Origin of the sequence: Caballeronia sp. LZ033, from assembly GCF_031451265.1 — a bacterium.
In the GTDB taxonomy this organism is placed as follows: Bacteria; Pseudomonadota; Gammaproteobacteria; order Burkholderiales; family Burkholderiaceae; genus Caballeronia.
Window position 1 is genome coordinate 930,762 of the sequence record NZ_JARUXQ010000003.1, and the last position, 24,719, is coordinate 955,480.

At 64.4% G+C, this 24,719-nt stretch carries 18 protein-coding genes and 2 pseudogenes; 9 read left to right on the forward strand and 11 right to left on the reverse strand.

Going from position 1 to position 24,719, the window contains the following annotated elements; translation table 11 throughout:
* Positions 1-5: 5 nt before the first annotated feature.
* From QCE62_RS25485 to QCE62_RS25500, 4 genes and pseudogenes are all read right to left on the reverse strand, one after another.
* Positions 6-1,271 carry an MFS transporter gene (locus tag QCE62_RS25485; RefSeq protein WP_309924457.1) on the reverse strand — a complete coding sequence of 422 codons (1,266 nt, stop codon included), beginning with the start codon at positions 1,269-1,271 and terminating at the stop codon, positions 6-8.
* Positions 1,272-1,504: 233 nt separating this feature from the next.
* On the reverse strand, positions 1,505-2,458 hold the full coding sequence (locus tag QCE62_RS25490; RefSeq protein ID WP_309924460.1) for a dienelactone hydrolase: 954 nt from the start codon (positions 2,456-2,458) through the stop codon (positions 1,505-1,507).
* A gap of 166 nt (positions 2,459-2,624) precedes the next feature.
* The gene (locus QCE62_RS25495) at positions 2,625-3,044 is read right to left on the reverse strand and encodes an SRPBCC family protein (protein WP_309924461.1); all 420 of its coding nucleotides are present in this window, start codon (positions 3,042-3,044) and stop codon (positions 2,625-2,627) included.
* Positions 3,045-3,053: 9 nt separating this feature from the next.
* Positions 3,054-3,875 (reverse strand): annotated as a pseudogene (locus QCE62_RS25500) (aldo/keto reductase); the annotation flags it as partial.
* A 334-nt stretch (positions 3,876-4,209) separates the two neighbouring features.
* On the opposite strand from QCE62_RS25500, the pseudogene QCE62_RS25505 reads away from it, so the two are divergent.
* A pseudogene (locus QCE62_RS25505) lies at positions 4,210-4,602 on the forward strand (glycoside hydrolase domain-containing protein); the annotation flags it as partial.
* 135 nt (positions 4,603-4,737) lie between these two features.
* Here QCE62_RS25505 and QCE62_RS25510 read toward each other — a convergent pair.
* The 4 genes from QCE62_RS25510 to QCE62_RS25525 all read right to left on the reverse strand — a co-directional run bounded on the left by QCE62_RS25510 (position 4,738) and on the right by QCE62_RS25525 (position 9,325).
* A complete protein-coding gene (locus QCE62_RS25510) occupies positions 4,738-5,526 on the reverse strand; it encodes an SDR family oxidoreductase (RefSeq protein WP_309924463.1) in 789 nt (262 codons plus the stop codon).
* A 13-nt stretch (positions 5,527-5,539) separates the two neighbouring features.
* Entirely contained in the window at positions 5,540-6,742 is a 1,203-nt protein-coding gene (locus QCE62_RS25515; protein WP_309924465.1) for an alpha-hydroxy acid oxidase, read from the reverse strand.
* Between the two features lie 68 nt (positions 6,743-6,810).
* Entirely contained in the window at positions 6,811-8,115 is a 1,305-nt protein-coding gene (locus QCE62_RS25520) for an MFS transporter (RefSeq protein ID WP_309924467.1), read from the reverse strand.
* A gap of 70 nt (positions 8,116-8,185) precedes the next feature.
* On the reverse strand, positions 8,186-9,325 hold the full coding sequence (locus QCE62_RS25525; RefSeq protein ID WP_309924469.1) for an iron-containing alcohol dehydrogenase: 1,140 nt from the start codon (positions 9,323-9,325) through the stop codon (positions 8,186-8,188).
* Between the two features lie 179 nt (positions 9,326-9,504).
* Here QCE62_RS25525 and QCE62_RS25530 point away from each other — a divergent pair, with 179 nt between their 5' ends.
* Positions 9,505-10,443, forward strand: coding sequence for a LysR family transcriptional regulator (locus QCE62_RS25530; protein ID WP_309924472.1), 939 nt, complete (start codon positions 9,505-9,507; stop codon positions 10,441-10,443).
* 240 nt (positions 10,444-10,683) lie between these two features.
* Positions 10,684-11,316, forward strand: a complete 633-nt coding sequence (locus QCE62_RS25535; protein WP_309924475.1) for a dihydrofolate reductase family protein — start codon at positions 10,684-10,686, stop codon at positions 11,314-11,316.
* A gap of 24 nt (positions 11,317-11,340) precedes the next feature.
* On the opposite strand, the gene QCE62_RS25540 is transcribed toward QCE62_RS25535, so the two are convergent.
* The 3 genes from QCE62_RS25540 to QCE62_RS25550 form a co-directional block, all read right to left on the reverse strand.
* A complete protein-coding gene (locus QCE62_RS25540) occupies positions 11,341-12,708 on the reverse strand; it encodes a lipase family protein (RefSeq protein WP_309924477.1) in 1,368 nt (455 codons plus the stop codon).
* A 346-nt stretch (positions 12,709-13,054) separates the two neighbouring features.
* Positions 13,055-15,583: an ATP-binding protein gene (locus tag QCE62_RS25545; RefSeq protein ID WP_309924479.1), complete on the reverse strand. Its 2,529-nt coding sequence runs from the start codon at positions 15,581-15,583 to the stop codon at positions 13,055-13,057.
* Between the two features lie 160 nt (positions 15,584-15,743).
* A complete protein-coding gene (locus QCE62_RS25550; protein WP_309924481.1) occupies positions 15,744-15,935 on the reverse strand; it encodes a hypothetical protein in 192 nt (63 codons plus the stop codon).
* Between the two features lie 450 nt (positions 15,936-16,385).
* Between QCE62_RS25550 and QCE62_RS25555 the strand changes: the two genes are divergently transcribed.
* From QCE62_RS25555 to QCE62_RS25580, 6 genes are all read left to right on the forward strand, one after another.
* Positions 16,386-19,268 carry a hypothetical protein gene (locus tag QCE62_RS25555; RefSeq protein WP_309924483.1) on the forward strand — a complete coding sequence of 961 codons (2,883 nt, stop codon included), beginning with the start codon at positions 16,386-16,388 and terminating at the stop codon, positions 19,266-19,268.
* A 1,008-nt stretch (positions 19,269-20,276) separates the two neighbouring features.
* The gene (locus QCE62_RS25560) at positions 20,277-20,993 is read left to right on the forward strand and encodes an ABC transporter permease (protein ID WP_309924485.1); all 717 of its coding nucleotides are present in this window, start codon (positions 20,277-20,279) and stop codon (positions 20,991-20,993) included.
* The gene (locus tag QCE62_RS25565) at positions 20,990-21,892 is read left to right on the forward strand and encodes a glycine betaine ABC transporter substrate-binding protein (RefSeq protein WP_309924488.1); all 903 of its coding nucleotides are present in this window, start codon (positions 20,990-20,992) and stop codon (positions 21,890-21,892) included. Before QCE62_RS25560 ends, QCE62_RS25565 begins: the two co-directional genes overlap by 4 nt.
* Positions 21,893-21,911: 19 nt before the next feature.
* On the forward strand, positions 21,912-22,565 hold the full coding sequence (locus tag QCE62_RS25570) for an ABC transporter permease (RefSeq protein WP_309924489.1): 654 nt from the start codon (positions 21,912-21,914) through the stop codon (positions 22,563-22,565).
* Positions 22,562-23,767, forward strand: a complete 1,206-nt coding sequence (locus tag QCE62_RS25575) for an ABC transporter ATP-binding protein (protein WP_309924491.1) — start codon at positions 22,562-22,564, stop codon at positions 23,765-23,767. The genes QCE62_RS25570 and QCE62_RS25575 overlap by 4 nt, the downstream gene beginning before the upstream one ends.
* 169 nt (positions 23,768-23,936) lie before the next feature.
* Positions 23,937-24,692 carry an IclR family transcriptional regulator gene (locus QCE62_RS25580; protein WP_309924493.1) on the forward strand — a complete coding sequence of 252 codons (756 nt, stop codon included), beginning with the start codon at positions 23,937-23,939 and terminating at the stop codon, positions 24,690-24,692.
* Positions 24,693-24,719: the final 27 nt, after the last annotated feature.

Sequence of the window (24,719 nt, forward strand, 5' to 3'; positions counted from 1 at the left end):
GTCGATCAGGCCAGCTCGGGTTGAAGTTGCAGCTCGGCGGTCGGGGCCCGCACGAAGATCGCGACGAGCAGCGCGCCCAACGCCGCGATGATGCCCGTCAGCACGAACGCGCTCTTGAAGCTGCCGGACGATTGCACGAGAAAGCCCGTCAGTGCCGGCGCTACGATGCCGGCCAGGTTGGCGATGAAATGCACGAAGCCGCCGACCGCGCCCACGCGGCGTTTTTCCACCGTGTCGAGCACGATCGCGAAGTAGGTGTTGAAGGACGCGTACATGAAGAACACGGCCACGGCCATCAGCGCGACGGCGCTCGTCAGCTCGCTCACCGCGCCCGTCAAGGCGATGCATACCGCGCCCGCGCCCAGACTCGTGATCAGCACGATCTTGCGCGAGAAGATCGCGCGTCCCGTCCTGCGCACGAGCCAGTCGCACGCATAGCCGCCCGCAACCAGCCCCGTCACGCCCACCGCCCACGGAATCACGCTGACGATCGACATCTTCTGGATGCTCAGGTGATGCGCCATCGTGAGATAGGACGGAAACCACGACAGGAAGAAATAGAGAATGTACGCATAGCCGAAGAACGCGAAAGCGGTGGCGAGGATGGCGGGCCGACGCAGATAGGTCGAGAGCGGCGCGGGCGCGGCGCCGTCATCGGCTGCCTCAGGAAGCTGTGCGTTCAACTGCTCCTGCCCGGCAATCGGCGTGGAGGGCTTGTCCTTCGCGAGCCATAGCCACGCAACAACCCATAGCACGCCCACTGCGCCGATGATGACGAAGGATGCACGCCAGCTCGTCGCCAGGGCGAGAAAGCCGACCACCGGACCTGCGATTGCCGCGCCGATGGATTGCCCCGAGTTCGCGAGGCCGAGCGCGCTGGCCTGTTGATCGCGCGGATACCAGTTCGACACCAGCTTGTTGATGTTGGCGCAGAAAGGTCCCTCGCCCATGCCGAAGATCACGCGCACCAGCAACAGACTCGCGATGCCGACCGTCGCCGCCGTCAGTCCGCAAAACAGCGACCACACGAGCATCGACACGCTGAGTACGACCTTGGGGCCCCAGCGGTCCGCCGAGTAGCCGCCGACGAAACAGAACAGCGCATAGCCCACGAAGAAGCTCGAGAACACGATGCCGAGCTGCGCGGGGTCGAGGTTGAGCTCCTTCGAGATCAGCGGCGCGGTGATCGACAACGCCGCCCGGTCCAGGTAACTGATCATGCCTCCAGCGAACAGCAAACTGACGAGCGTCCAGCGAGCGCGTGTCTCCATCACTTTCTCCGGTGGTCTGCTTCAGGCCTCAATCGCGGCACATCCTTCAGCGGCAACCAGAATGTTCAATGGATCCACTGTACATAAAGCGTAGTGGATGCTTACGACCGATGTCAACGCGCGTCTTGCCGGTGTTAACCCTCGACCGGGGCGCGTGGGTTCGCGTGCGCGCTCAGTGGGCATATCGTGGAGTTGACCGCTATTGTCGGAGGCGCAAGCAAGGCGCCCGGGGTCTATCGGAGTTGCGTCCGGAAGAACTGCAATACAGCCTCGTTGAGTCTGGCGTGAAATGCGACGCGGTCGAATCCACCCTCGTCGACGCACAGGCGAGGAAGCCTCGCAGCCTGCTTTGGCGCACACGGTGCGAGAAACGCGAAATGGCCAGCGCCTGCGACCAGGTGGTACTCGGTCGTCCTGGGCAGCAGTTTCGAAAGCGCGGGGGTCGTCTCCGGCAACACACCATCGCCACCGTATTCCGAGGCCCATAGTTGAATGGGGGCGTTGATGTCCTGAACGGTCGTGGCCGTCGGAAAAGCGTCGAGCGGGTCCGCCAGGACGAATGTCTTGATGCGCGGATCGCGAATCCAGTGTTGCGGTGGCAGTTTCCCCTCGCGGATGGTTTCGCAAACGGGAAGCTCGTCAGGGCACGGTATGTCAGCATGCTGAAAGTCAGGCACGCCTCCAGCCAGAACAAGGCCGGTATAGCCGCCCCGGGAAAAGCCGAAGAACCCGATGCCGCGAGCGTTGATCTTCGACGCTTCCGGCGATGCATCCAGCATGTAGTCGATGAGCCGCTTGATGTCCATCGGGCGTTCGACAAACTCCGACGGCTCCGACGCGCGCGACATGTCCGATGATGTGTCGCCGGGGTGACTGATCGCCGCAACGATGAATCCTGAATCCGCGAGCTTTTCGGCAAGGTCGTGGTGACCGAGGCGCGAACCGCCGTGCCCGTGCGATATCACGACCAGAGGAAGATGGTCGCCGGCAACCGGGCAGTTCTTCGTCCCTTGCAAAAGGGTGGTTCCTACTTCGATGGGTTCGGGTTGCTCAGCACACGGCGTCCACACGGCTGCGTGGAGCGCGGGCCCGTTGGCGTCCGCCGGGATGTCGAAGAGTCTCACTCCCGCACCATGACAAGTCGAAGCCAGGAGACAAAGAGAGACCGCCGCAATCAGCGCCTTCATGAGCTTCTCCCTTCATGCCAACGTGGCCGCACCCGATGTTAGCAAGCATGGAAGACGCGGGAAACACTTCTGCTTGAAGTTCACAAAAGGCTTTCGCTCAAGCAAGCATCTGTTCAGGTTTGGATGCCACCTGCCCCGCTCACCGTCGAAGCAGGCGGCGCTCCCCTCACGTCCTCTTCGCCACTTCCGCAGCAAGCGCCTTCAGCCCATCCTCATAGATGCCCTGAAACAAGCGCGACACTTCCGCGTCGCTCACGCCCTTGGGCTGGAACCGCCCCGACCATTCAACGCGCGAACCTTTCGCGCCGAGGTCCACGACCTTGATCGTCGAAAGATAGTCAGTCACCGGAAACGGCGCCTGGAGAATCGCATAGCTATAGCTCTTGCCGGCGTGATCGAAAGCGATGAGCCGCTCGACAATCGCCTCGCCTTCCGGATTGGCGAGATGCCTCACGCGGCCGCCTTCGCTCAGTCCGCTCTTCGGTATGTAGGGCAGCCAGTCAGGCAGGGACCCGAAGCCGCCGATCAGTTGCCAGGCCTGATCGGCCGGAAGATTGATATCGATGCTCGTGGATGCTTCAGCCATGACGCCTCCTTATTTCTTGTCGATGGGCAAGGGAGCGAGCGGCGACACCAGGCCCTGCTCGCGCATCTCGCGCCAGAAATCGTCGGGAATCTTCGTCTTGAGCGCCGCTGAATCTTCGGCGATGCGTCCCGGATGACTCGCGCCCGGAATGACCGCGGCCACCGCCGGATGCGCCAGACAGAACTGCAACGCGGCTGCCTTGACCGGGATGTCGTATTGCTCGCTCAGCGTCTTGATGCGCTCCACATTCGCGAGGATCTTCGGTGTCGCGGGGGCATACTCGAAGTGCGTGCCGCCCGCCAGCACGCCCGAACTGTACGGACCGCCGATCACGATATCCACCTTCTTCTCCTGTGCCGCCGGCATCAGGCGCTGCAGGCCGGCCTCGTGGTCCAGCAACGAATAGCGGCCCGCCACCAGCATGCCGTTCGGATGCGCGTGATCCAGTCCGAGCGTGAGTTTGATCGGTTCGACCCGGTTCACGCCCAGACCCCATCCCTTGATGACCCCTTCCTTCTGCAAACGGGACAGCGCCTTGAACGCACCGGTCCGCGCGGTCTCGAACTGTGCGAGCCACGCGTCGCCGTGGAAGTCCTGGGCGATGTCGTGAACCCAGACGAAATCGATCCGGTCGGTCTGCAAGCGCTTCAGACTGTCCTCGATGGATTTGAGCGTGCCGCTCTCCGTGTAGTCATAGACGATCTTGTTCTTGCGACCGTACTGGAACAGCGTGCCTTTCTCGCCGAACTCCTGCGCGCCTTCCACCACTTCATCGAGGATGATGCGGCCTACCTTGGTGCTGAGCACATACGTCCATGACGGATCACTAGACCACTATTCACTTGTCAGAGTGAAGGCTTCGGCTCGGCAGCCGGACGCAGACAACATGCAGATCAACCGGGGAATGGCAGGCGCCTTATTGGCGCTGTGCGTGACATTGGCGTCTTGCGGGGGCGATTCAACTTCCCTGAGTGCCACAAGCGCGGCACACACGACGCAAAGCGCCCCGCCTCCCGCTTCAGCGCCGATTGCTTCGTTATCGCCCGTATCGGCTCCCGTGAATCTGCCGTCTCCTCCCACTTCCACCAACGCTGCCAGCATTGCCACTCCGCCCGCCGCGACCGCATCGGCATCCGTCGCCCCTGGCCCCGCGATTCCACCGGACATGCAGCTCGCCCGATTCGTCAACCCGTTGATCGGCACGGATTACGCAACCGACAAACCCGCCGCGGTGCCCTGGGTCCATGCATGGGCCGGTGCGCCGACTCACACGCAGCAGGTCCTGCACACTGCGCTCACGACCGAGTTCGGCACCGGCGCGAGCGGTCTGCCCGGCAACGACGATCTCGGCGCGATCTCGGCCTGGTACGTCTGGGCTTCGCTCGGACTCCATCCGGAAGTGCCCGGTGTGAGCGGCGTCGTGCTGTCGAGCCCGCAGTTCGCGCAGATCGACGTGCGCGTCGGTCAGCTGGACGGCAGCCAGAAGCTGCTGCATATCACGGCGCCGGGCGCGGGCTCGGGCGATAGCGCGTCGTACTACGTGCAGTCGCTGCAACTGAACGGCGCGTCGCACGCTTCCACCTGGATGCCGCTTGATGACCGCCAATCCGGCGGGCAGCACATGGGGCACCGATGTGTCGGCGTTGCCTTCGTCTGCTCCCACGCCGGCCACTCACTAGCGGGACAAGCAGCTTCAGAACGTGCCAGGATAGGCGCCGCCATCCATCAGCACGTTCTGGCCGGTGAAGTAGCCCGCATGCGCGCTGCACAGGAACGCGCACATCGCGCCGAATTCCTGCGCCGTGCCGAAACGCGCCACGGGAATGGCCTGCCGCTTCGCGTCGAGCACGGCGTCGAAGCTCTTGCCCTGCGACGTGGCCGCCGCTTCGGTGGATTGCTTCAGGCGGTCGGTATCGAACAGGCCGGGCAGCAGGTTGTTGATGGTCACGTCATGAGCGGCAATGCGCTTCTGCCGCGCCAGACCCGCGACAAAGCCGGTCAGCCCGGAGCGCGCGCCATTGGAGAGGCCGAGCACGTCGATGGGCGCTTTCACGGCCCCTGACGTGATGTTGACGATCCGCCCGAAGCCGCGCGCGGCCATGCCGTCCACCGTGGCGCACATCAGTTCGATGGCCGTCAGCATGTTCGCGTCGAGCGCGGCGATCCAGTCGTCGCGGGTCCACTCGCGAAAATCGCCCGGCGGCGGGCCGCCCGCGTTGTTCACCAGTATGTCGATGTGCGGCGCCGCGCCCAAGGCCTGCTCGCGTCCCGCGTCCGTCGTGATGTCGCCGGCCACGGCAATCACCTGCACGTCCGGGTTCAGCGCCCGCAGTCCGGCAGCGGTGGACTCCAGCGCCTCCTGGCCGCGCGCCGTGACCACCACGTTGACGCCTTCGGCCACCAGCGCCTCGGCGCAGCCTCGGCCCAATCCTTTGCTCGCGGCGCACACCAGCGCCCATTTATCCTCGATCTGCAAGTTCATTGCGTGTCTCCCATCAGATGACCGGTTCTTCGAATGGCGCCACGGCCTCGGCCGCGCGTGCGTGGCGAGCCTGCGTGACACGCGGCTCATGAAAGTTATGCAGCCCGATCTCGCCGATGGAACGCACGCCGGTGAGCGCCATCGTCACGTCGAGCTCGTTTCTCAGGATCTCGAGCATCCGCGATACGCCGGGCTCGCCCATCGCGCCGAGCGCATACATGAAGGCGCGGCCGATCATCGTGCCCTTCGCGCCCAACGCCAGCGCCTTCATCACATCCTGGCCGGTGCGGATGCCGCCATCGACCCAGACTTCGGCGGCATCGCCCACCGCGTCCACCACGGCGGGCAAGGCCTCGACCGTCGATGGCGCGCCGTCCAGCTGCCGTCCGCCATGATTGCTGACGACGATGGCATCCGCGCCCAGCGAAGCCGCCATGCGCGCATCCTCGGCGCACATGATGCCCTTCAGCACGAGTTTGCCGGGCCACAGGCTGCGGAGATGTGCGATGTCGTCCCAGTTCAGGCTCGGATCGAATTGCGATGCCACCCACTTGCTGATCGCGATCACGTCGTCGCCGCCCTTGATGAAGCCGGCAAGATTGCCGAAGTTACGCCGGCCCGATGCCGCTCGCAGCGCCCAGCCCGGCTTGCGCAGGAAGTCCAGCAGGTTCGCGGCTGTCAGGCGCGGCGGTACGGTCATGCCGTTCCTGAGATCCTTGTGGCGCTGGCCGTTGATCTGCAGATCGAGCGTGACCACCAGCGCCGAGCAGCCTGCGGCCTTCGCCCGCTCGATGAGCGACTGGTTGAAGCCCCGGTCGCGCATCACGTACAGCTGGAACCAGAATGGCGCAGTCGTATGCTGCGCGACGTCCTCGATCGAACAGATGCTCACGGTCGAGAGCGTGAACGGCACGCCGAAGCGCTCCGCCGCGCGCGCACCGAGGATCTCGCCGTTGGCCCACTGCATGCCCGTCAGGCCGGTCGGCGCGATGGCCACGGGAATCGCGACCGGCTGGCCGAGCATCGTGCTTGTGGTGCTGCGCCCTTCGACGTTCACGCCCACGCGCTGCTTCAGCGTCAGCCGCGCGAACGCGCGGCTGTTCTCGCGATAGGTCGATTCCGTGTACGAGCCGCTGTCGACGTAATCGTAGAACGCCTTGGGCACCCGCTTCTTCGCGATGAGGCGAAGGTCTTCCACACACGTGACTGTCCGCATTGGAACTCAAACTCCGACAGAAGATCTTTTCAAAAGGCCCGCAGGCCCGGCATCGCGTCGCGTGCGAATCAGGAAAGCGCGCCGACGGCGCTTTGCTCGACGTCATCCGCTATCGCGACGGGCCGATGCACGAGCAGCAGATACGCGACGGCCGAGAGCAGCGCAATGACCGCGCTCACGATCAGCGATGCGACGAACGAATGCGTCCGGTCCACGACGATGCCGGTGACGATGGGCGCAGCCGAGCCGGCGAGGAAGCCGCCGAAGTTCTGGATGCCGCCGAGCGAAGCCACGGCCTGGCGCGGCGCGGCAATCGAGATCAGCGACCATGCGCCGCCCGAGGCGAGATTGATGAAGAACATCGCGCCCGAGATGTAGATCACGGCAAGCAGGGTGGAAGGCGTCAGCGCCGCCGGCACCGTGAACGCCGCCGCGCCGATCAAGCCGACGCAGATCGGCCACTTGCGACTCGTGATGGCCTGCATGCCGCGTCGGTACAGGCGGTCTGCCGCGAAGCCGCTGCTCAGCATGCCGAGCGTGCCGAAGACATAGGGAATCGAGACGACCCAGCCTGCCTTCGCGATGCTCAGACCGCGTTCGTGTTCGAGATAGGCCGGCAGCCACGTCAGATAGAGCCACACGGTGTAAATGACGCCCATGAAGCCGAAGAAGATGCCCCACGTCGTCTTCTGCCGGAACAGGCTGCGCCACTGCGCGCCGCTGAGCGGCTGGCTGTTCGCATCGTCCTGCGAGTCCTGGTCCAGGTAGGCGGTTTCCTCCGCCGCGAGCTTCACTTCGTCGCGATTGCGATAAGCCACATACCAGCCGATCGCCACGAGAATGCCGAACACGCCCGTCGCGAAGAACATGTTGCGCCAGCCGAGCGCGAGCATCATGCCGGTGAGGATCGGCGGCGCGATGGCCGGGCCGACCGTGGTCGAGGCGACGAAGATGCCGGTGGGCGTGCCGCGGTCACGCACCGCGAACCATTCGCCGATGACCTTCGCGCCGGCGGGAAACTGCGGCGCTTCGCCGACGCCCAGGCACACGCGCGCAATGAAGAACTGCTGGAGGTTGCCGACCAGTCCGCAGCATGCCTGCGCGACCGACCACAGGATCATGCCCCAGCCCAGCATGACGCGCGCACCGAAGCGGTCGAGCATCATGCCGACCGGCAGTTGCGCGAACGCATAGGCCAGCGAGAACGCCGACAGCAGCAGTCCCATCTGCGATGCGCTCATGCCCATCTCGCCGCGAATCACGCTGTTCGCGATGGACAACGCACTGCGATCGAGATAGTTGATGCTGCCGGCCAGGGTCAGAAAGAAAATGGAAATGCGCTGGATCCGTACGATCCGTTTGCTCTTGTTCATGCCGTGTCTCCGTGCGTGTCATGCGCGGACGCCTCTTCGCCGGGCGTCCGTTCGTTGATCCGTTGCTTCGTCAGTACGACGCTTCCAGCAAGCCGAGATAATCGGCTTCCGATGCCTCGCGCGGATTGGTCTTGTGACTGTGATCCCTGAGCGCGCCCTGCGCGATGCGCGGGAACATGTCGCGCGTCACGCCCAGCGCCCGGAGACCGGTCGGCAAGCCGAGGCGCGCCGTCATGTCGCGCAGCGCCGCGGATAGGTCCGCGTCGTGACGCAGGCGCATGGCGTTCGCCATGCGCGCCATCTTGTCTTCGTCGCGCATGGACGGCGCGCTGCGGTTGAACTCCACGACTGCCGGCAGGAAGATCGCGTTGAGCGTGCCGTGGTGCAGGCGCGGGTCCATGCCGCCCAGCGCATGACTCAGGCTGTGCACGCAGCCCAGTCCTTTCTGGAACGCGAGTGCGCCTTCCATCGAGGCCATCATCATGTTTTCGCGCGCGGCCTGATCGGTGGGCGCGTGCGTGGCCCGCTCGATGTGCGCCCATGCGCGCCGCAAGCCGTCGAGCGCGATGCCGTCGGCCGGCGGATTGCGCAGCGGCGACATGAAGGTTTCCAGGCAATGTGCAACGGCGTCCATGCCGGTGGCGGCGGTGAGCAGCGGCGGCAGGCCGATCGTCAGGCCGGGATCGCAGATCGCGACCTTCGGCACGACATGCGGGGAGATCACGCCCACCTTGCGGCCATCGTCGAGGATCAGGATGGCGCCGCGTCCGACCTCGCTGCCGGTGCCGGCGGTGGTCGGCACCGCGATCACAGGCGCCGTTTGCGCGGTGATCCGGCTCGCGCCGCCTTCGATCACGGCGAAGCTTTGCAGCGGGCCTTCGTGCGTCGCGCAGACTGCGACGCCTTTCGCAAGATCGATCGACGAACCGCCGCCCACCGCGATGATGCCGTCGCAGTCCGATTGCCGGTACAGCGCGACCGCATCGCGCACGGCGGCTTCATTGGGATTCGGTGGGGTGGCGTCGTAGATCATGTCGCCGTCGGCGCGCTCCAGCACCTTCAGCACGATGTCGAGAATGCCGGCCGCACGGATGCCCCGGTCGGTGACGATCAACGGGCGTCGGATCGCGAGACGCTCGCATTCGCTCTTCAGCAGATTCACCGCGCCGAAGTCGAACTGGATCTGGGTTACGTAGTTGATGAGAGACATGATGGATGACCTTCGGTTATAGTTGACCGACGCTCGACGAGCCTTTGACTCATCTGGCTCGCCGCCTCGAAATGGCCAAAACGCACTGTTTCATGGGTTCTTTTGCCGAAGTATAGAGAGCCCCGCCGAGGAGCAAAATTGAGAAGTTCTCATGCTGGTATAACTCGCTCTCAAGTCACATGACGCCCACGCTCAACTCCATTGCCTCGCGCCTCCACCTCAAGCAGTTGCGGCTGCTGGTCGCGCTGAGCGACCACGGCTCGCTGCTGAAAGCGGCCAATCAGGTCGGACTGACCCAGCCGGGCGCGAGCAAGGCGCTGCAGGAAATCGAAACCACGTTCGGCACGGCGCTGTTCACGCGCACGCGGCGCGGACTGGAAGCGAATGAAGTGGGACACTGCGCGATCCGCTATGCGCGGCTGATCTACACGGACCTGTCGCACATGCGCGAGGAAATCGCGGGGATTCTGCGGGGGCATGGAGGACGCGTCGCGGTCGGCGTCATCATGGGCGCCGTGCCCTTGCTGACACGGGCCGTGTCCGCGCTCATTGCGCGTCAGCCGGAGATGTCCGTCGAGATCATCGAGGACGCCAGCGAGACGCTGCTCGGTCTCATCGACGCGGGAAGGCTGGACCTCGCGATCTGCCGGACCTCGGTGAGCCAGAATCCGGACATGTATGAAAGCCTCGTCCTGCAGGAAGAGACGCTCGCGGTGGTCGCGAACGTGCAGCATCCGTTACGCAAGGCGAAGAAGCTGACGCTCAAGGAGCTGGCCGTGTACCGATGGGTCGTCTACCGCGCCAACATGCCCATGCGCGTGCTGCTGGAACGCGAATTCCAGCAGGCCGGGATCCGCTTTCCATCGAGCCTGCTGGAAACCACGTCGGCTTTCGCGACGCTGAGCCTGCTGCAGGACAATCCTTCGTTCGTTGCGCTGGTGTCCATCGACGTCGCGCAGTTCTTCGTGCGGCACGAAGCCACGCGCATCCTGCCGCTGTCGTTCGCGTCCCGCAGCGAACCCTATGAACTCGTCACGCCGCGCGGGGCGCCGCTGTCGCCCGGCGCGCGGCTGTTGCGGGACGAACTGGTCGGCAAGGCCGAGGTTCAGTCCCGCTGAAGGCGTGGTCAGAGCGGCCCTTTCGCGGGATTGCAAATGCAGGAATTGAATTGAATCGCAGGCGGCGGGTTTATTCAGGCAAATGGATGCCTCATTCAATCAAGCGCGTGAATCACAATAATGAAATTCTCGTTATTCTTGTTTCCCTCTGAGTAACAGTACCGCGCGCCGAAGGCTCGCGAGTGCATGTCGATTTGCCGCGGCCTCGTTCGTCGTATCGGCATCACCCTGGAGAACACGATGCGCACACTCACGGTTTCGTTATTCAGCAGTCTGGACGGCGTGATGCAGGCGCCAGGCGGTCCGAACGAGGACCTCAGCGGCGGTTTTCGCCTGGGCGGCTGGATCGTTCCTTTCGCCGATCCCGCCATCGGCGAGAACTTGCAGCAATTGCTCGCGAAGCCCTTCGAACTGCTGCTCGGGCGGCGCACCTACGACATCTTCGCGTCGCATTGGCCGCATGTGGCGCCTGACACCCCGAGTCATGCGCTCGCGGAGAAATTCAATGCAGCGGCGAAGCACGTGGCGACACATCGGCAAAGCGGGCTCGACTGGCACAACAGTCACGCGCTCGATGGCGAACTACCCGATGCGGTCCGCGCGCTCAAGACGCAAGAGGGTGCGGACCTTCTGACCTTCGGAAGCGGCGACATGGTGCGCCAGCTGCTCGCGGCCGGCCTCGTGGATGAGCTGAGCCTGCTGACCTTCCCGGTCATGCTCGGACGCGGCCGGCGCCTGTTCGACGACAACGCAGAGGCACGGGCGTTCGAGTTGACGCACATGACGCGCACACCGGGCGGCGTGGTGATCGCGCGTTATGCGCGCGCGGGCGAGGTCCGGACAGGCTCGTTCAATGAACCTGGCCGGACTTGAACCCGCACGGTCTCACGCGTTGCTTCAATTCACCCGCAACCCCTGGCCGGGGTACTGTCCAGCGGGTGCCGACTTGAGCATGGCGAAGGTCGTGCAGTCGTTACGGCCCGCGTAGGCCTGGCCTGTGTAGTACTCGAAGAAGCGCTGCGCCAGGAACTGAAAGGGATAGTTGACGGGCGCCGTGAACGCGGCAGCCGCGCTTGAATGCACCTGTTGACTCGGGAACAGGCTGACCTGGCTTTGCAGCACCTGCACACTCGCTCGTGCCTTGCAGAAAGACTGGATCATCTGGAAGCTGGCCGACGCCGGGATCAGCGTATCGCCGACGTCGTAGTACACGAGCGTCGGCACATCGGGTGCGTAAGCCGTGCCGGCCACGCTGTTGGCCGCCAACATGGCGTTCAGGGATCCCAGGCCGCTCGCGCTCAAGGTCGGCAGGAAGGCCGGATAGAGTCCGGCGGTATAGCAGGAATACGGCGCGGCGGAGGTCTCCATGCACGTGAACACGTTCGCAGCAGCGCCGCTCAAGGCGCGCTTGAAGGCTGCATAATTCACCGGATCGTGCCGTCCCATGGCGACGATCGCGGCATAAGCAAGGCGTGCCGCTGCGGTCCCATCAAGTGCGGTGATGATCGTCGCAAGATCAGAACTCGAACTCGCTCCGAGCGCGGCGCCGACCACGTTGAGCCTCGGCGCATAACTTCCGCGCAGCACCGCCGCCCAGGTCGAGGCGCCGCCGCCGCCCGAATATCCGAGCAAGCCAACAGGGCTCGTGCCTGCGAGCCCGCCTACGTTTGCCGGCGTGACTCCGGTGCAGGCGCCGTAACCTTGAGCACAGTTCAGGATGGCTTGCGCCCCGTCCAGCACTGCCGGCCCCATCTGCTGACCCACATTGAACTCGGAGTTCGGCCCCTGATGATCAGGAAAGGCTACCGCGATACCGTTATTGAGCATCGGTGCGGCCATCGCGGCGTAATCGCTGGCCAGGCTCGTGGCGTTAAGAAGCACATACGACGGCTGGGTCGTCGTGACGAGATCATCCTGCGGATACTGAACGGAAACGAGTGGCGCGCCCTTGTTCGATGTCAGGCTGCTGAGCGCACTGGCCGCAGCCGGCGGGGGCAAAACCAGGGTAGTGACGACCGTGACAGGCTTGCCGCCGTCGGTGCTTTTGTAGAGCAACTGGTAACCGGTTGAACCGCTGGGAAACCCGGCGGGCAGGTTGATCGGCTTGGCGGCCAGCGGGGTCCCGTTCGCCTGACTCATCCACTTCGGCTGCCAGGTTGCGAAGTCCATGGCGGCGTACGCAGCCGGCACGGCAAAATAGGGATCCCTGTTTGATTGCGCATTGACCGCCGCGCCATAAAAAAGGCTCTGGCCGAGCAACAACATGGCCAGGCATCTCGAAGATATCGAGCGTGCTTTCAAGCGTTGCAAAAAGTCCATTTTTCACCCATGAAAGAGCTTCTCGCGTCATGTACACGCACAACTCGCGAAAAGCGTGGCCAGCATACGAGCGGAAACCAGGGGGGTGCAAACGGATTAAATCGAGATGAATAGTCCGGCCGACTGTTCAGGAAACAGCGCCATGACGGTCGGCGCGCAGCCCGTTATCCGGCTGAGCAGTTGATCCCCGCAGACAGCCGGCGCGGGCATCCCGGTAGCGTGTGCGGCGGGAACGCGCGCGGGCCGCTGATGCCTCAAGAAGGCGGCGCGCTCACACGTTGCCCGTCAATCGTCAACTGTCAACCAGTTGCCTTACTTTCTCGGCGAGCGTTTCCAGCGCGAACGGCTTGGTGAGGACCTGCATGCCGGGGTCAAGGCGGCCATTGCCGATCACCGAATTCTCCGCATAGCCGGTGATGAACAGCACCTTCAAACCGGGCCGCGACGCGCGCGCCGCATCCGCCATCTGCCGGCCGTTCATGCCGCCCGGCAGACCCACGTCGCTGATGAGCAGGTCGATGCGCACATTCGATTGCAGCACCTTGAGACCCGCCATGCTGTCGGCCGCTTCGATCACGGTATAGCCGTGCTCTTCCAGCACGTCCGTGATGAGCATGCGAACGCTCGGTTCGTCATCGACGATCAGCACCGTCTCGCCGCTCTCCGCGCCCGAGATGGGCGCGGCGTCGTGATCGGGCAGGTCGCTCGCGACATCGCCGTAGAAGCGCGGCAGATAGATGCACACCGTCGTGCCCTGCCCCGGCTCCGAATAGATGCGCACCTGGCCGCCCGACTGCTTGGCGAAGCCATAGATCATCGACAGACCGAGTCCGGTGCCCATGCCGATGGGCTTGGTCGTGAAGAACGGATCGAAGGCCTTCGCGACGATGTCAGGCGTCATGCCGATGCCGGTGTCCGTCACGCAGAGCGACAGGAACTGTCCTTCGGGCATGTCGTGGGTGTGCGCGGCAGCGTGGTCGATCCACTTGTTGGCCGTCTCCATCGTGATGGCGCCGCCGTCCGGCATCGCATCGCGCGCGTTGATGCAGAGATTGAGCAATGCGTTCTCGAGTTGCCCGGCATCGACGAGCGCGGGCCACAACCCGGCAGCGCCCACCGCTTCCACCCGGATGCCCGGTCCAACCGTGCGCTGGATCAGGTCGGTCATGCCGTTGACGAGCGCGTTGACATCGGTGGGACGCGGATCGAGCGTCTGACGTCGCGAGAACGCCAGCAGGCGGTGCGTCAGCGCGGCCGCGCGCCGCACCGCGCCCTGCGCGGCCACGACGTATTTGTCGACGTCGGCGACACGTCCCTGGCTCAGGCGAATGCTCAGCAATTGCAGCGAGCCCGATACGCCCGCCAGCAGATTATTGAAGTCGTGCGCGAGGCCGCCCGTGAGTTGACCCACGGCTTCCATCTTCTGCGCCTGACGCAGTTGTTCCTCGGCGCGCATCAGTTCGGCGGTGCGCGCGGCGACGCGCTGTTCGAGCGTTTCGTTCAACGCGCGCAACGACGCCGCCGCGCGATCGCGTTCCGCTTCCACGGCGCGGCGCTGCTCGGCGTCCAGCAGCACGCCCGGGAATCGCAGCGGCGTGCCGTCCGCGCCGTGATCGACGCGGCCATTCGCCTCGATCCAGTAATAGCGCCCGTCCGCGCGCCGCACGCGGTATTGATACGCATAGTGACCGCCGCGCTGGAGCGCTTCGGTCAAAGCCTGCGTGAGACCGTCGCGGTCGTCGGGATGCACGTTCGCGATCACCTGCGCGAGACTCAGGCCGTCATGTCCTTGCGCGGGATCGAGACCGAATGATTGGGCGAAGGCTTCGTCGACGGTAAAGCGGTCGCTCGGCAAGTCCCAGAACCACGTGCCGATGATCGCGCCCGCCGCGAGCGCCAGTTGCACCCGCTCGATGTTCTGCCGCGCGAGCGCCTCGCTGGCGCGCAATGCGGCGTCGGCCTTCTTGCGCGCCGAGATGTCGCGAAACAGCACCGACACTTGCCGCAGGCTGGGCGGTTCGACGCGGGTCGCCGACACTTCGATATGCCGTCCCGCACTGATGAAATAGCGCTCGAAACGCGCGGGAACACCGGTACGCAACACGCCGCCATACAGTTCGATCCATTGGTCCGCATCGGCGGGATCGACTTCGCGCAAGGTCTTGCCGACGATGTCCGCAATGCCCGTGTGCCGCTGATAACCCGGGTTCGCCTCGATGTGCGTGTAGTCGCTCAACGGGCCTTGCGGACCGTCGAAGAACTCGATCGTGCAGAAGCCGTCATCGATGGCATGGAACAGCGCGCCATAGCGCACGCGATACGCCTCCGCATCCTTTGTCGCGCGCTTCAGTTCCAGCGCCGTCATGGCCTGGCGCGCCAGCATGCACAGCGCCTGCTGCTGCCTTGCATCGAGACTGCGCGGCGCATGATCCATCACGCAGAGCGTGCCGAGCGGGAGACCTTCGGCGGTGGTCAGCAGTGCGCCCGCATAGAAGCGCACGTGCGGCGCACCGGTAACGAGCGGATGAGCGGCGAAGCGCGGATCGTCGAGGACGTCGGGGATCTGGAGAAACTCGCCTTCCCGCAGCGCCTGTGCGCAGAACGGGCTTTCGAACGAAGTCGCACGCGCGCCGAGTCCGGTTTCCGCCTTGATGAACAGGCGATCCGCGGCGATGAGGTTGATCAGCGCAATGGGCGCGCGACAGATCGAGGCAGCGAGGCTGACGATCTCATCGAAGGCAGATTCACGCGGCGTGTCGAGCACGTCATGGCGCACGAGCGCGGCCATGCGTCGGGCATCAAGGTCGAGAGGGTCGGTCATCAAATGAGTTCTTGTTCCAGGCTTGATCCGGCGTCGCGCGCGGCGGCGAACGGCCGTCTAGTTTAAGGCAGTCATGGCCGTTCGCGTGCTGGAAAAGCAGGGATATTCCGCATATGGCGCGGACAAAGAGTGGACGCGCTGCGCCTGTGAGGCGCTGCGTTCAATTCACGCCGGCGATCGCATCGATGTCCGGCCGCGCCGCGCTCCTGAACACCTCGATCCGGTTGCGGCCGCGCTTCTTCGCGCCATAGAGCGCGATGTCGGCGCGCGCGAGCGTTTGCGCCGCTTCGATATCCGTGCCGAGCATCGAATCGATGCCGATGCGCGCGACGATGGCGCCTGGTTCCACCACCGCGCGCAGCAGTGCCGCGAAATGCGCGAGCGCGCGGTCGCCGAGCGAGTGTCCCTAGCGATCGTTCAGAACCTTGAAGTTGTCGAGGCCGGGCAACAAGGTCGGTCAGTTGACGTGAGACGCATCGGGCGACATCTTTGCTTGCTTCCGGAGATCCCGAAATGGCGGTATCAAGCGTCAATTCACAATCGTCGGTTTCCACGCAGCAGTATGGCGGCAGCGACGACGACCCTGCCTTGCTGGAAGAGATCTCGAACTCACCACGCACCAGATGGAAAAAATCGCGGAATGCCTGGGACCATGAGTGCCCTTCATTTTGCCCGGCAGCAGCCTCGGCACGTAATGATCCGTGCACAACCTTCATCGAGACACGTCGGAAATATCTGCTCACCACCTCGAGATATTGGCTGAAGGTAACACTGGACGCGAACGGTGCTCGGATGCATCGACATGACATCCCTCCTCGCTTCCGGAGAACCCGATATGGCCGTATCAAGCGTCAATTCACAATCGTCCACTCCCGTAGAAACGTATGACGGCGACGATAACGACACCCCCGCCACCGGCAGCGCTCCGCCGGACGGCTCGCCTGCCGCTCCGATCCGCAACGAAGCAGACGACGCTCCTGCCGGGCAGACCGGCACGCCCACGTCTTCTTCCACGCTGGCGCAAGTTCAGTCAGCCGATGCGGCCGCGCCTGGCCTGTCGTCCGCCGAAACCCAGCCACTGCTCGATCGCCTCGACAAGGACCCCACCGTTCCCAACGACGCCGGCAACGCCAACAGCTTGGCGGCGCTCCAGGGCGAATCGCTGCGTGGCGCTCCACCCGATGCCATCTCGTTCGAACAGCAGGCCACCCAGACGAACCAGCAAATCGAGGCCCTTCCGTCCGGTCAGCGCGACTTCTATCGCGGCGCGCTCGCCGCGGGCTCGACCTACTACAACGCAGCCACCACCGGGGATCAACGCGCGAAGATCGCGCAGTCCGTGCGAAGCGATGTCATCGATCCGGTCAGCAAGGCCTATCAGCAGGCCATGAGCGACCCCAACGCCCGCGTCCAGCAGGCCTTCGGCAAGCCCTTCGGTGCCGTCTATCTCGGCGCCGCCGGCCAGCAGCAGAGCGATCTGCTCGCCGAAAAGGGACAACAGTTCAACCAGGCCACGACCCCGGATGAACGCGCGCGCATCTTCGGACAGGCCGTTGACATCCGCCACACCATGCAGACGCAGATCGGCTCCATGATCGATCAGGAACACAGGCGCGTGCATGACCAATGGAAGCAGGCCGATCAGCAAATCGATCAGGCCATGCGCGATGCCTCATCGCTTCAGATTGCCTCGCTCGGTTCGCTTGACGACACCCGTTCCTTCCAGCGCCTCCAGTACTTCATCAACCACGGCCTGAACTCCGAGCGCAATGCGCAGCAGTTCCAGTATCGCCTGGAGCACACTCCCGACGACTTCAAGCCCCTGCACCAGTGGTCCGATGAAGCGACCGGGAAGGCTCAATGGGCCATCGATCACATCCAGAGCGATCCCTTCCGCCGTTCGGCCGAGCTCCCGCCGCTACCGTCCGACCCCACGCACACCACCGCCGAAAACCTGCGCATGGGCAACTTCGGCGCCGATCTGCTCCATCGCTACCAGACGGAGAACAGCCGCATCAACGAGGCCGGCATGCTGTATCACGCCGCCTCCCAACGCGGTCCCCTTCGCTACGAGTATCTCGATGCCCACACGCCGCCCCTGCCGCTCTGGCAGCAGCAACTCCAGGACGGCCTTGGCCGCTTCTTCGTGGGGCTCGTGCCGGGCGTGAACCTGCTCACCGACTACATCGTGCCGGCCAAGTCGCTTCCCGAAGCAGCCAGACAGGGTATCGACTTCTTCTCCGGCGTAGCGGGCGGCATGCTGGGGGAAGCGAGATTGCCGCGCTTCGGTCGCGCCGCAGAAGAACAGGTGCCGGCATCCAGGACAAAGTCCGAGGAAGCAGGCGTCGCGCAAGAAGTCAAACCTGCCGATGAAATCAAGCCCGTCACTGCGCCGGACGGTGGACCCGCCGTGCTCGCTGCGAGCACCGCAGCCGACGCGCCGGGCATTCCGCTGGTGGCGTCGGAATACGCACGACAACCCTCCGGCAAACTGGTGCCCGATGCGGACTACCGTGGCCTGTATCACGATGGAACCGGCCAGCACTTCATCCAGCAAGGCGGACAAAGTTATCCGGTGCGCTTCGACGAAACCGCCGGCAAGTGGCAAATGGAGCCGCGCGACGGTGCGCCCAATGCGCCCCACATGTCCATTGACACGAGGGGGAACTGGCAGGTCGATCTCGACCACGGTCTGGTGGGGGGAGGGAAGGGAGAGGCCCGTTGGGCATTTGAACTGTATGAACAGGGAAACACTCTTGAGGAAATATCCCGAGAACTTCACGTCCGTCCGGAGACCGCCAAAAACCTCATCAATCAATATATCGCGGAGAGCGGGGAGGTAAGGCTGGCGCGTGCATACAATCGGGGCGAAGCGCCCCGTGATGGAAAGAGGTTGTCGCTCTTGTACACGCGATTGACCAGCGGTGAGTCGCTGTCAGCTGTCGCACACGAACTGACGAGCGGTGACGAGTTCTTGGCTTATATCGGCGCGCGGCGCTATGCAAGGATCCACGGTCGTCCGATCGACCGGCTCCCACAGGAGCTACCCTGGAGAACCCGGCCAGACGGTCCGGCAGCGGCGTCCCAGCCCGCTCCTGCGGCGTCGTTGACAAGCTATCCCATGGCCTATCAGCAATACGCCGACATCATCGAAGGGAACGAACAGTTGAAGCCGGCCTGGCAGATCAGCCAGGAAACCGGCGTCCCGACAGCGTGGATCGAGCGAATCCGGTCCGGAGACGGGTACTGGTCAGAGCGGTCGCAAAAATGGGTCGCGCTCGACATGCCTTCCGAGCCCTCCGGAGCCGGCGTTAGCCCCCCGGAACCGCCGCTGAAGCGCCCAAGCGCATATGCCGGCCAATCCGACCCTCCACCCGGAACCAGCGACCCCACACAACCACCGCCGCTCAAGCGACCGCGCACGGATGGCGGTGAGCCTTCGTGGGGAAGCAAGGAGCTCAGACAGTTCTCCGAGGACTATTCGAAGCTGAAAAGTCCCGATGCAAATTCGATGGATGAATGGTTTGAAGGAAACACCCAGGCGCCGCGGAGTCTACAAGTGGAACTGACGGCACGAGGTTATCAGGACATCACGCCAGACATGGTGCGCACCTTCATGACCGGCAAGGGTCGGGAACTCACCACCACCCAACTGCAAAGAATCGCAGAATTTCTGGGCGTGTAGATACCGTTCACCCACAGTGGGTCCGGCAACACGCTGATACCGCCCGGAGAAGTCTGGCAAAGAAGACACTGGACACGAGCAGTGCTCGACGTGCGCATGACAGCACGCGCTGCCGCAGCGTGTCGAGCACAGCCCCGCTCCGGCTCACGAATTCACGCCGGTTCGACAACTGCGTCAGATGGTCCGTGGTTGCCAGCGACTGCAGCTCCGCCTCGATGCGCTTGCGCCCGGTCGCATCCATGATGAAGCCGTGTCATACGGTGCCGCGTCCGCGCCGCGTTGCGCTGCGGCCTTGCTTCGCCTTCGCGCCAGCGCGATTCCCGGTGCCGAAGATCGACGCGATATTCGAGCCGCCACTGCGTCAAACTGGCGGCGGAGGCCCGCTGCGACGCCCGGGATCCGGTTGCTCAACTCATGCGGTTCATAGCCGGTCAGCGCATGCCAGTCGGGCGGATAGTGGAGCTCGCCGGTACGGCGTTGCGGTCCCGCATGCCCGTCTCGCTGCCCGAGAGCGCAAGGCGAGTCAGCTCGCCGTCCTCCTTATCCTGCCGATCCGGCGGTGCCGCCTCTCAGCTTCATCCCACGCGGCGATCGCGTGTTCGGCTAGCCTGGCGAGATCGCGAAGGAAAGTCGTGTGGGTTGTGTCGAAGTTGCGCGGCGTTGGACCGATCAAGGCCAGCACGCAGACGGGGGGCCCAAGGCATCGGTCAGATCGCCTGACGGGCACATGGCTTGCTAAGGGCTTTCTGTTTGCCGCCTTGCGAGGAGGCTCATTGACTGCTCAAACGGAGACGCCGACACCCGACCTTCCTGTTTCAACCCTCGCCCGTCCTTGCTGAGCGGCGAGTGGCCAGCGCTTCCGGCGCGCGCATTTGCGCCACGCCTTCGCGCCCATCCTTTCCATTCCGGCTGTAACCAGCTCCCATTCGGCGCCCGCGTCTGTCGGCAGCGGCGCACGACGCAGCGTGGATCCATCGCGCTCGCCCTTCGAACAAGGAGACCTTTTCCATGTCCCGACGAACTGTCCAGATCCTCGGCAGCCTGCTGGCGGTAATCATCGTGGCCGTGCTGCTGACGCGCGCCATCGACGCCAGTACATGGCACAAATACTCCGGCGATCTCATCTACTATACGGGCCGTCATCTGCTGCTGGTGGGCATTTCGATGGCGCTTGCCATCGTCATCGGCATTCCCGCGGGCGTGGCGCTCAGCCGCCCCGGCCTCGCGCGGCAGGCCGAAGGCTTCATGCAGATCTTCAACATCGGCAACACGGTGCCTTCGCTCGCGGTGCTCGCCATTGCGCTGGGCATCTTCGGCATCGGCGATACGCCCGCCGTCATCGCGCTGTTCCTGGCCTCGCTGCTGCCGATCACGCGCAACACCTACGAAGGCATGAAGAACGTGCCTGCCTCGCTGCTCGAAGCGGCGCGGGGCATCGGCATGACGGGCATGCAGTCGCTGATGCGCGTGGAATTGCCCGACGCGATGCCGATCATCGTGGGCGGCGTGCGCACCGCACTCGCGATCAACGTGGGCACGGCGCCGCTCGCCTATCTGATCGGCGCGGACAGTCTCGGCACGCTGATCTTCCCCGGCATCTATCTGAACGACAACCAGATGCTGCTGCTCGGCGCCGCAGGCACCGCGATCCTCGCGCTGCTGCTCGACGCCATCGTGTCCGCGGCAAGCCGGCGCTGGACCAACGGCAGCGAGGTGACGCCATGAAGCTCTCTCGCTTCCTCCGCAAAGCGTTCGCCGCCGTTGCACTCAGCGCTTGCGCGAGCGTGCCGGCGCTCGCCGCGAATCTTGTCGTCGGCGGCAAGAACTTCACCGAGCAGTACGTCCTGGTCGAGATCACGACGCAGTATCTGCGTGCGCGCGGCTATTCGATCGACGCGCGCACCGGCCTCGGCAGCGTGCTCCTGCGCAGCGCGCAGGAAAACGGCCAGGTCGATCTCACGTGGGAATACACCGGCACGGCGGCGCTGGTCTATCACAAGCTGAAGGACAAGATGTCGCCCGACGAGATGTACCAGCGCGTCAAGGATCTCGACGCCAAGGAAGGGCTCGTGTGGCTCAACAAGTCGCCGCTCAACAACACCTACGCACTCGGCCTTCCCGCCGAAGCCGCGCGCAAGTCGGGCATCCGCACGATCTCGCAGTTGTCGGAGAAGCTCAGGAGCGACCCGAAGGGTACGCGTCACGTGTTCGGCATGGATGCGGAGTTCGCGAACCGTCCCGATGGCCTGAAGCCGCTGGAAGCCGCCTACGATCTGCACTTCAGCCGCGCCGAGACCAAGCAGATGGATTCGGGGCTGGTCTATACGGCGCTGCATAACAACCAGTTGACCATCGGTCTCGTCTACACGACCGATGGCCGCGTGAAGGGCTTCGGCATCGTGCCGCTCGAAGACGATCTTCATTTCTTCCCGCCGTACAACGCCACGCCCGTGGTGCGCGCGACCGTGCTCCAGCAGAACCCCAAGCTGGCCGAACAGCTGAACGCGCTGTCCGCCGTGCTGGACAACGACGCGATGCTGGAGATGAACAAGCAGGTCGATATCGACGGCAAGTCGGTGCAGGCGGTCGCGAGCGAGTTTCTGCGCGCGCACAAGCTGCCTTGATGAAGGAGGAACCCGAACGATGAGTCTGACCGACTACCTGAGCGCCAATTGGCCCGAGTTGCTGCAACTGACCTTGCAGCATTGCTATCTGGTGGGCTTGGCCGTGGGCTGCGCGATCCTCGCGGGCGTGCCGCTCGGCATTGTGATGAATCGCTATCCGTGGCTCGCCGGCCCGCTGCTCGGCCTCGCGACCATCATCCTGACGCTGCCGTCCATCGCGCTGTTCGGGCTGATGATCCCGGTGTTTTCGCGCTTTGGCGCAGGCATCGGCGCCGTGCCGGCGATCACCGCCGTGTTCCTGTACTCGCTGCTGCCGATCATGCGCAACACCTATCTCGCGCTGCGCAACGTGGAAGCGGGCATCAAGGAAGCGGGGATCGGCATCGGCATGACGGCGTGGCAACGGCTGCGTCTCGTGGAACTGCCGCTGGCCGTGCCGGTGATTCTCGGCGGCGTGCGCACCGCCGTGGTGATGAACATCGGCGTGATGACGATTGCCGCCGTGATCGGCGCGGGCGGACTGGGCTCGCTGATCGTGCGCGCGATCGGCCAGAGCAGCATGATGAAACTGCTGGTGGGCGCCGTGCTCGTGAGCCTGCTCGCGATCGTCGCCGACTTGCTGCTGCAGGCATTGCAGCGTGTACTGACACCGAAGGGAGTGCAAAAGACATGATCGAACTCGACCGCCTGACGAAGACTTTCACGCAGAAGGACGGCCAGAAGGTGAACGCCGTCGACTCGGTGAGCCTCAAGGTCGAAGAGGGCGAAATCTGCGTGTTCCTTGGCCCGTCCGGTTGCGGCAAGACCACGACGCTCAAGATGATCAACCGTCTGATCGAGCCGACCTCGGGACGCGTGCTGATCAACGGGGAGGATACGTCCGGGCTCAATGAAGTGGACCTGCGCCGGCATATCGGCTACGTGATCCAGCAGATCGGCCTGTTTCCGAACATGACGATCGAAGAGAACATCGTGATCGTGCCGCGCCTGCTCGGCTGGGACAAGAAGCGCTGCGCCGAGCGCGCGACCGAACTGATGTCGATGGTCGCGCTCGATCCGAAGCTGTATCTGAAGCGCTATCCGCGCGAGTTGTCGGGCGGGCAGCAGCAGCGCATCGGCGTGATCCGCGCGCTGGCCGCCGATCCGCCCGTGCTGCTGATGGACGAGCCGTTCGGCGCGGTGGATCCGATCAACCGCGAGTCCATCCAGAACGAGTTCTTCGCGATGCAGCGCCAGTTGAAGAAGACCGTCATCATGGTGAGCCACGATATCGACGAAGCGATCAAGCTGGGTGACCGCGTGGCCGTGTTCCGGCGCGGCAAGCTCGTGCAGTACGATCATCCGGATACCTTGCTGGCGCATCCGCGTGATGATTTCGTCGGCCAGTTCGTCGGCGCCGACAGCACGCTGAAGCGTCTGTTGCTCGTGAAGGCGGGCGATGCGGCGACGCAACCCGATACCGTGCGCGCCGAGACGCCACTGGCCGATGCGTTCGCGCTGATGGACGAGAGCGACAGCCGCTATCTGACCGTGCTGGATGGCGAGCGGCACGCGCTGGGCGTGGTGTCGCGACGGGCGGCGCGCGGGGCGCAAGGCGTGTGCGGCGACAAGCTCACGCAGTTTCAGGCGACTGTTTCGCCGGATGAGAACCTGCGGATCGTGCTCTCGAAGATGTATCAATTCCGATCGTCGTGGATGCCGGTGCTGGATGCCGATGGGCACTATGTCGGCGAGATCACGCAGGATTCGATCGCGGATTATCTGAGTTCGGGGAGGTCGCGGCATCAGACCGGACAGGGGCCGGTGGCGCGGGTGGGGGAGACGGCGGGGGGGTCATGCTGGGGGGCCAGCCCAGCCCGCCACACCGCTGCCTGACGTCCTGACGGGCCCGCGCCATCGGCGAGCGCCCCTTTCTTTTTTGCTGTCCGGATAAGCGTAAACCCTACATCTAAATTTCCCACCCACCGAGAAACCGATTTTTGTCCAGCGGGAGCCGCATGGCATTCTCTGTCCATCGACATCGCTTCAAGCAACGACCAAAATCGTGAACAAGGAATCCAGCGTCATTGGGGCCGAGCGCCTGCTGCTCGTGCTGAGCGCACTCGCCAGCCACGGCAAGGCCATGTCCGTGAAGGACATGCTCGGCGCCACCGGTCTCGCGCAAAGCACGCTCTACCGGCAAGTCGCGCTGCTCAAGCGCTGGGGCTTCGTCTCCGAAGACGCCGGCTACTACGCGCCCGGCCCCATCAGTCTCCAGCTCGCGCTCGGCTTCGACGTCAACTCGATGCTCGTCGAAGCCAGCCGCGACAGCATGCTGCAACTCTCCCGCGCGACGCAGGAAAGCGTCGGTCTCATCGTCGCCGTGAACGACCAGGTGATCTGCCTCGAAATGATCGAGAGCACGCACTCGCTGCGCTGCTCCTTCGAGAAAGGCCGCGCCGTGCCGCTGCGTGCGGGGGCATCGGCGAAATCGCTGCTCGCCTTCATGGCCGACAAGACCCGCGCCGAAACTCTCGAACGCCAGTTCGCCGACAACCCCGCCGCGCGCGCCGCCCTCGAAGCCGAACTCGACGCCATCCGGTCCCGCGGCTACGCGGTCAGCGACAGCGAGATCGATATCGGCGTGTGGGGCGTCAGCGCGCCCGTCTTCCGGCGTCCGACGCGCGGCAGCGGCGGCGGCGCGGCTGCGTCGATCACGCTGATGGCGCCCTCCTCGCGCGCCGCCGGCCGCGAACAGCAACTCGCCGACTGGACCGTGCGCACCGCCAACGCCATTTCCACCCAATTGCAGTCCACCTGACCGCTTCAAAACCACGACCGAACCACA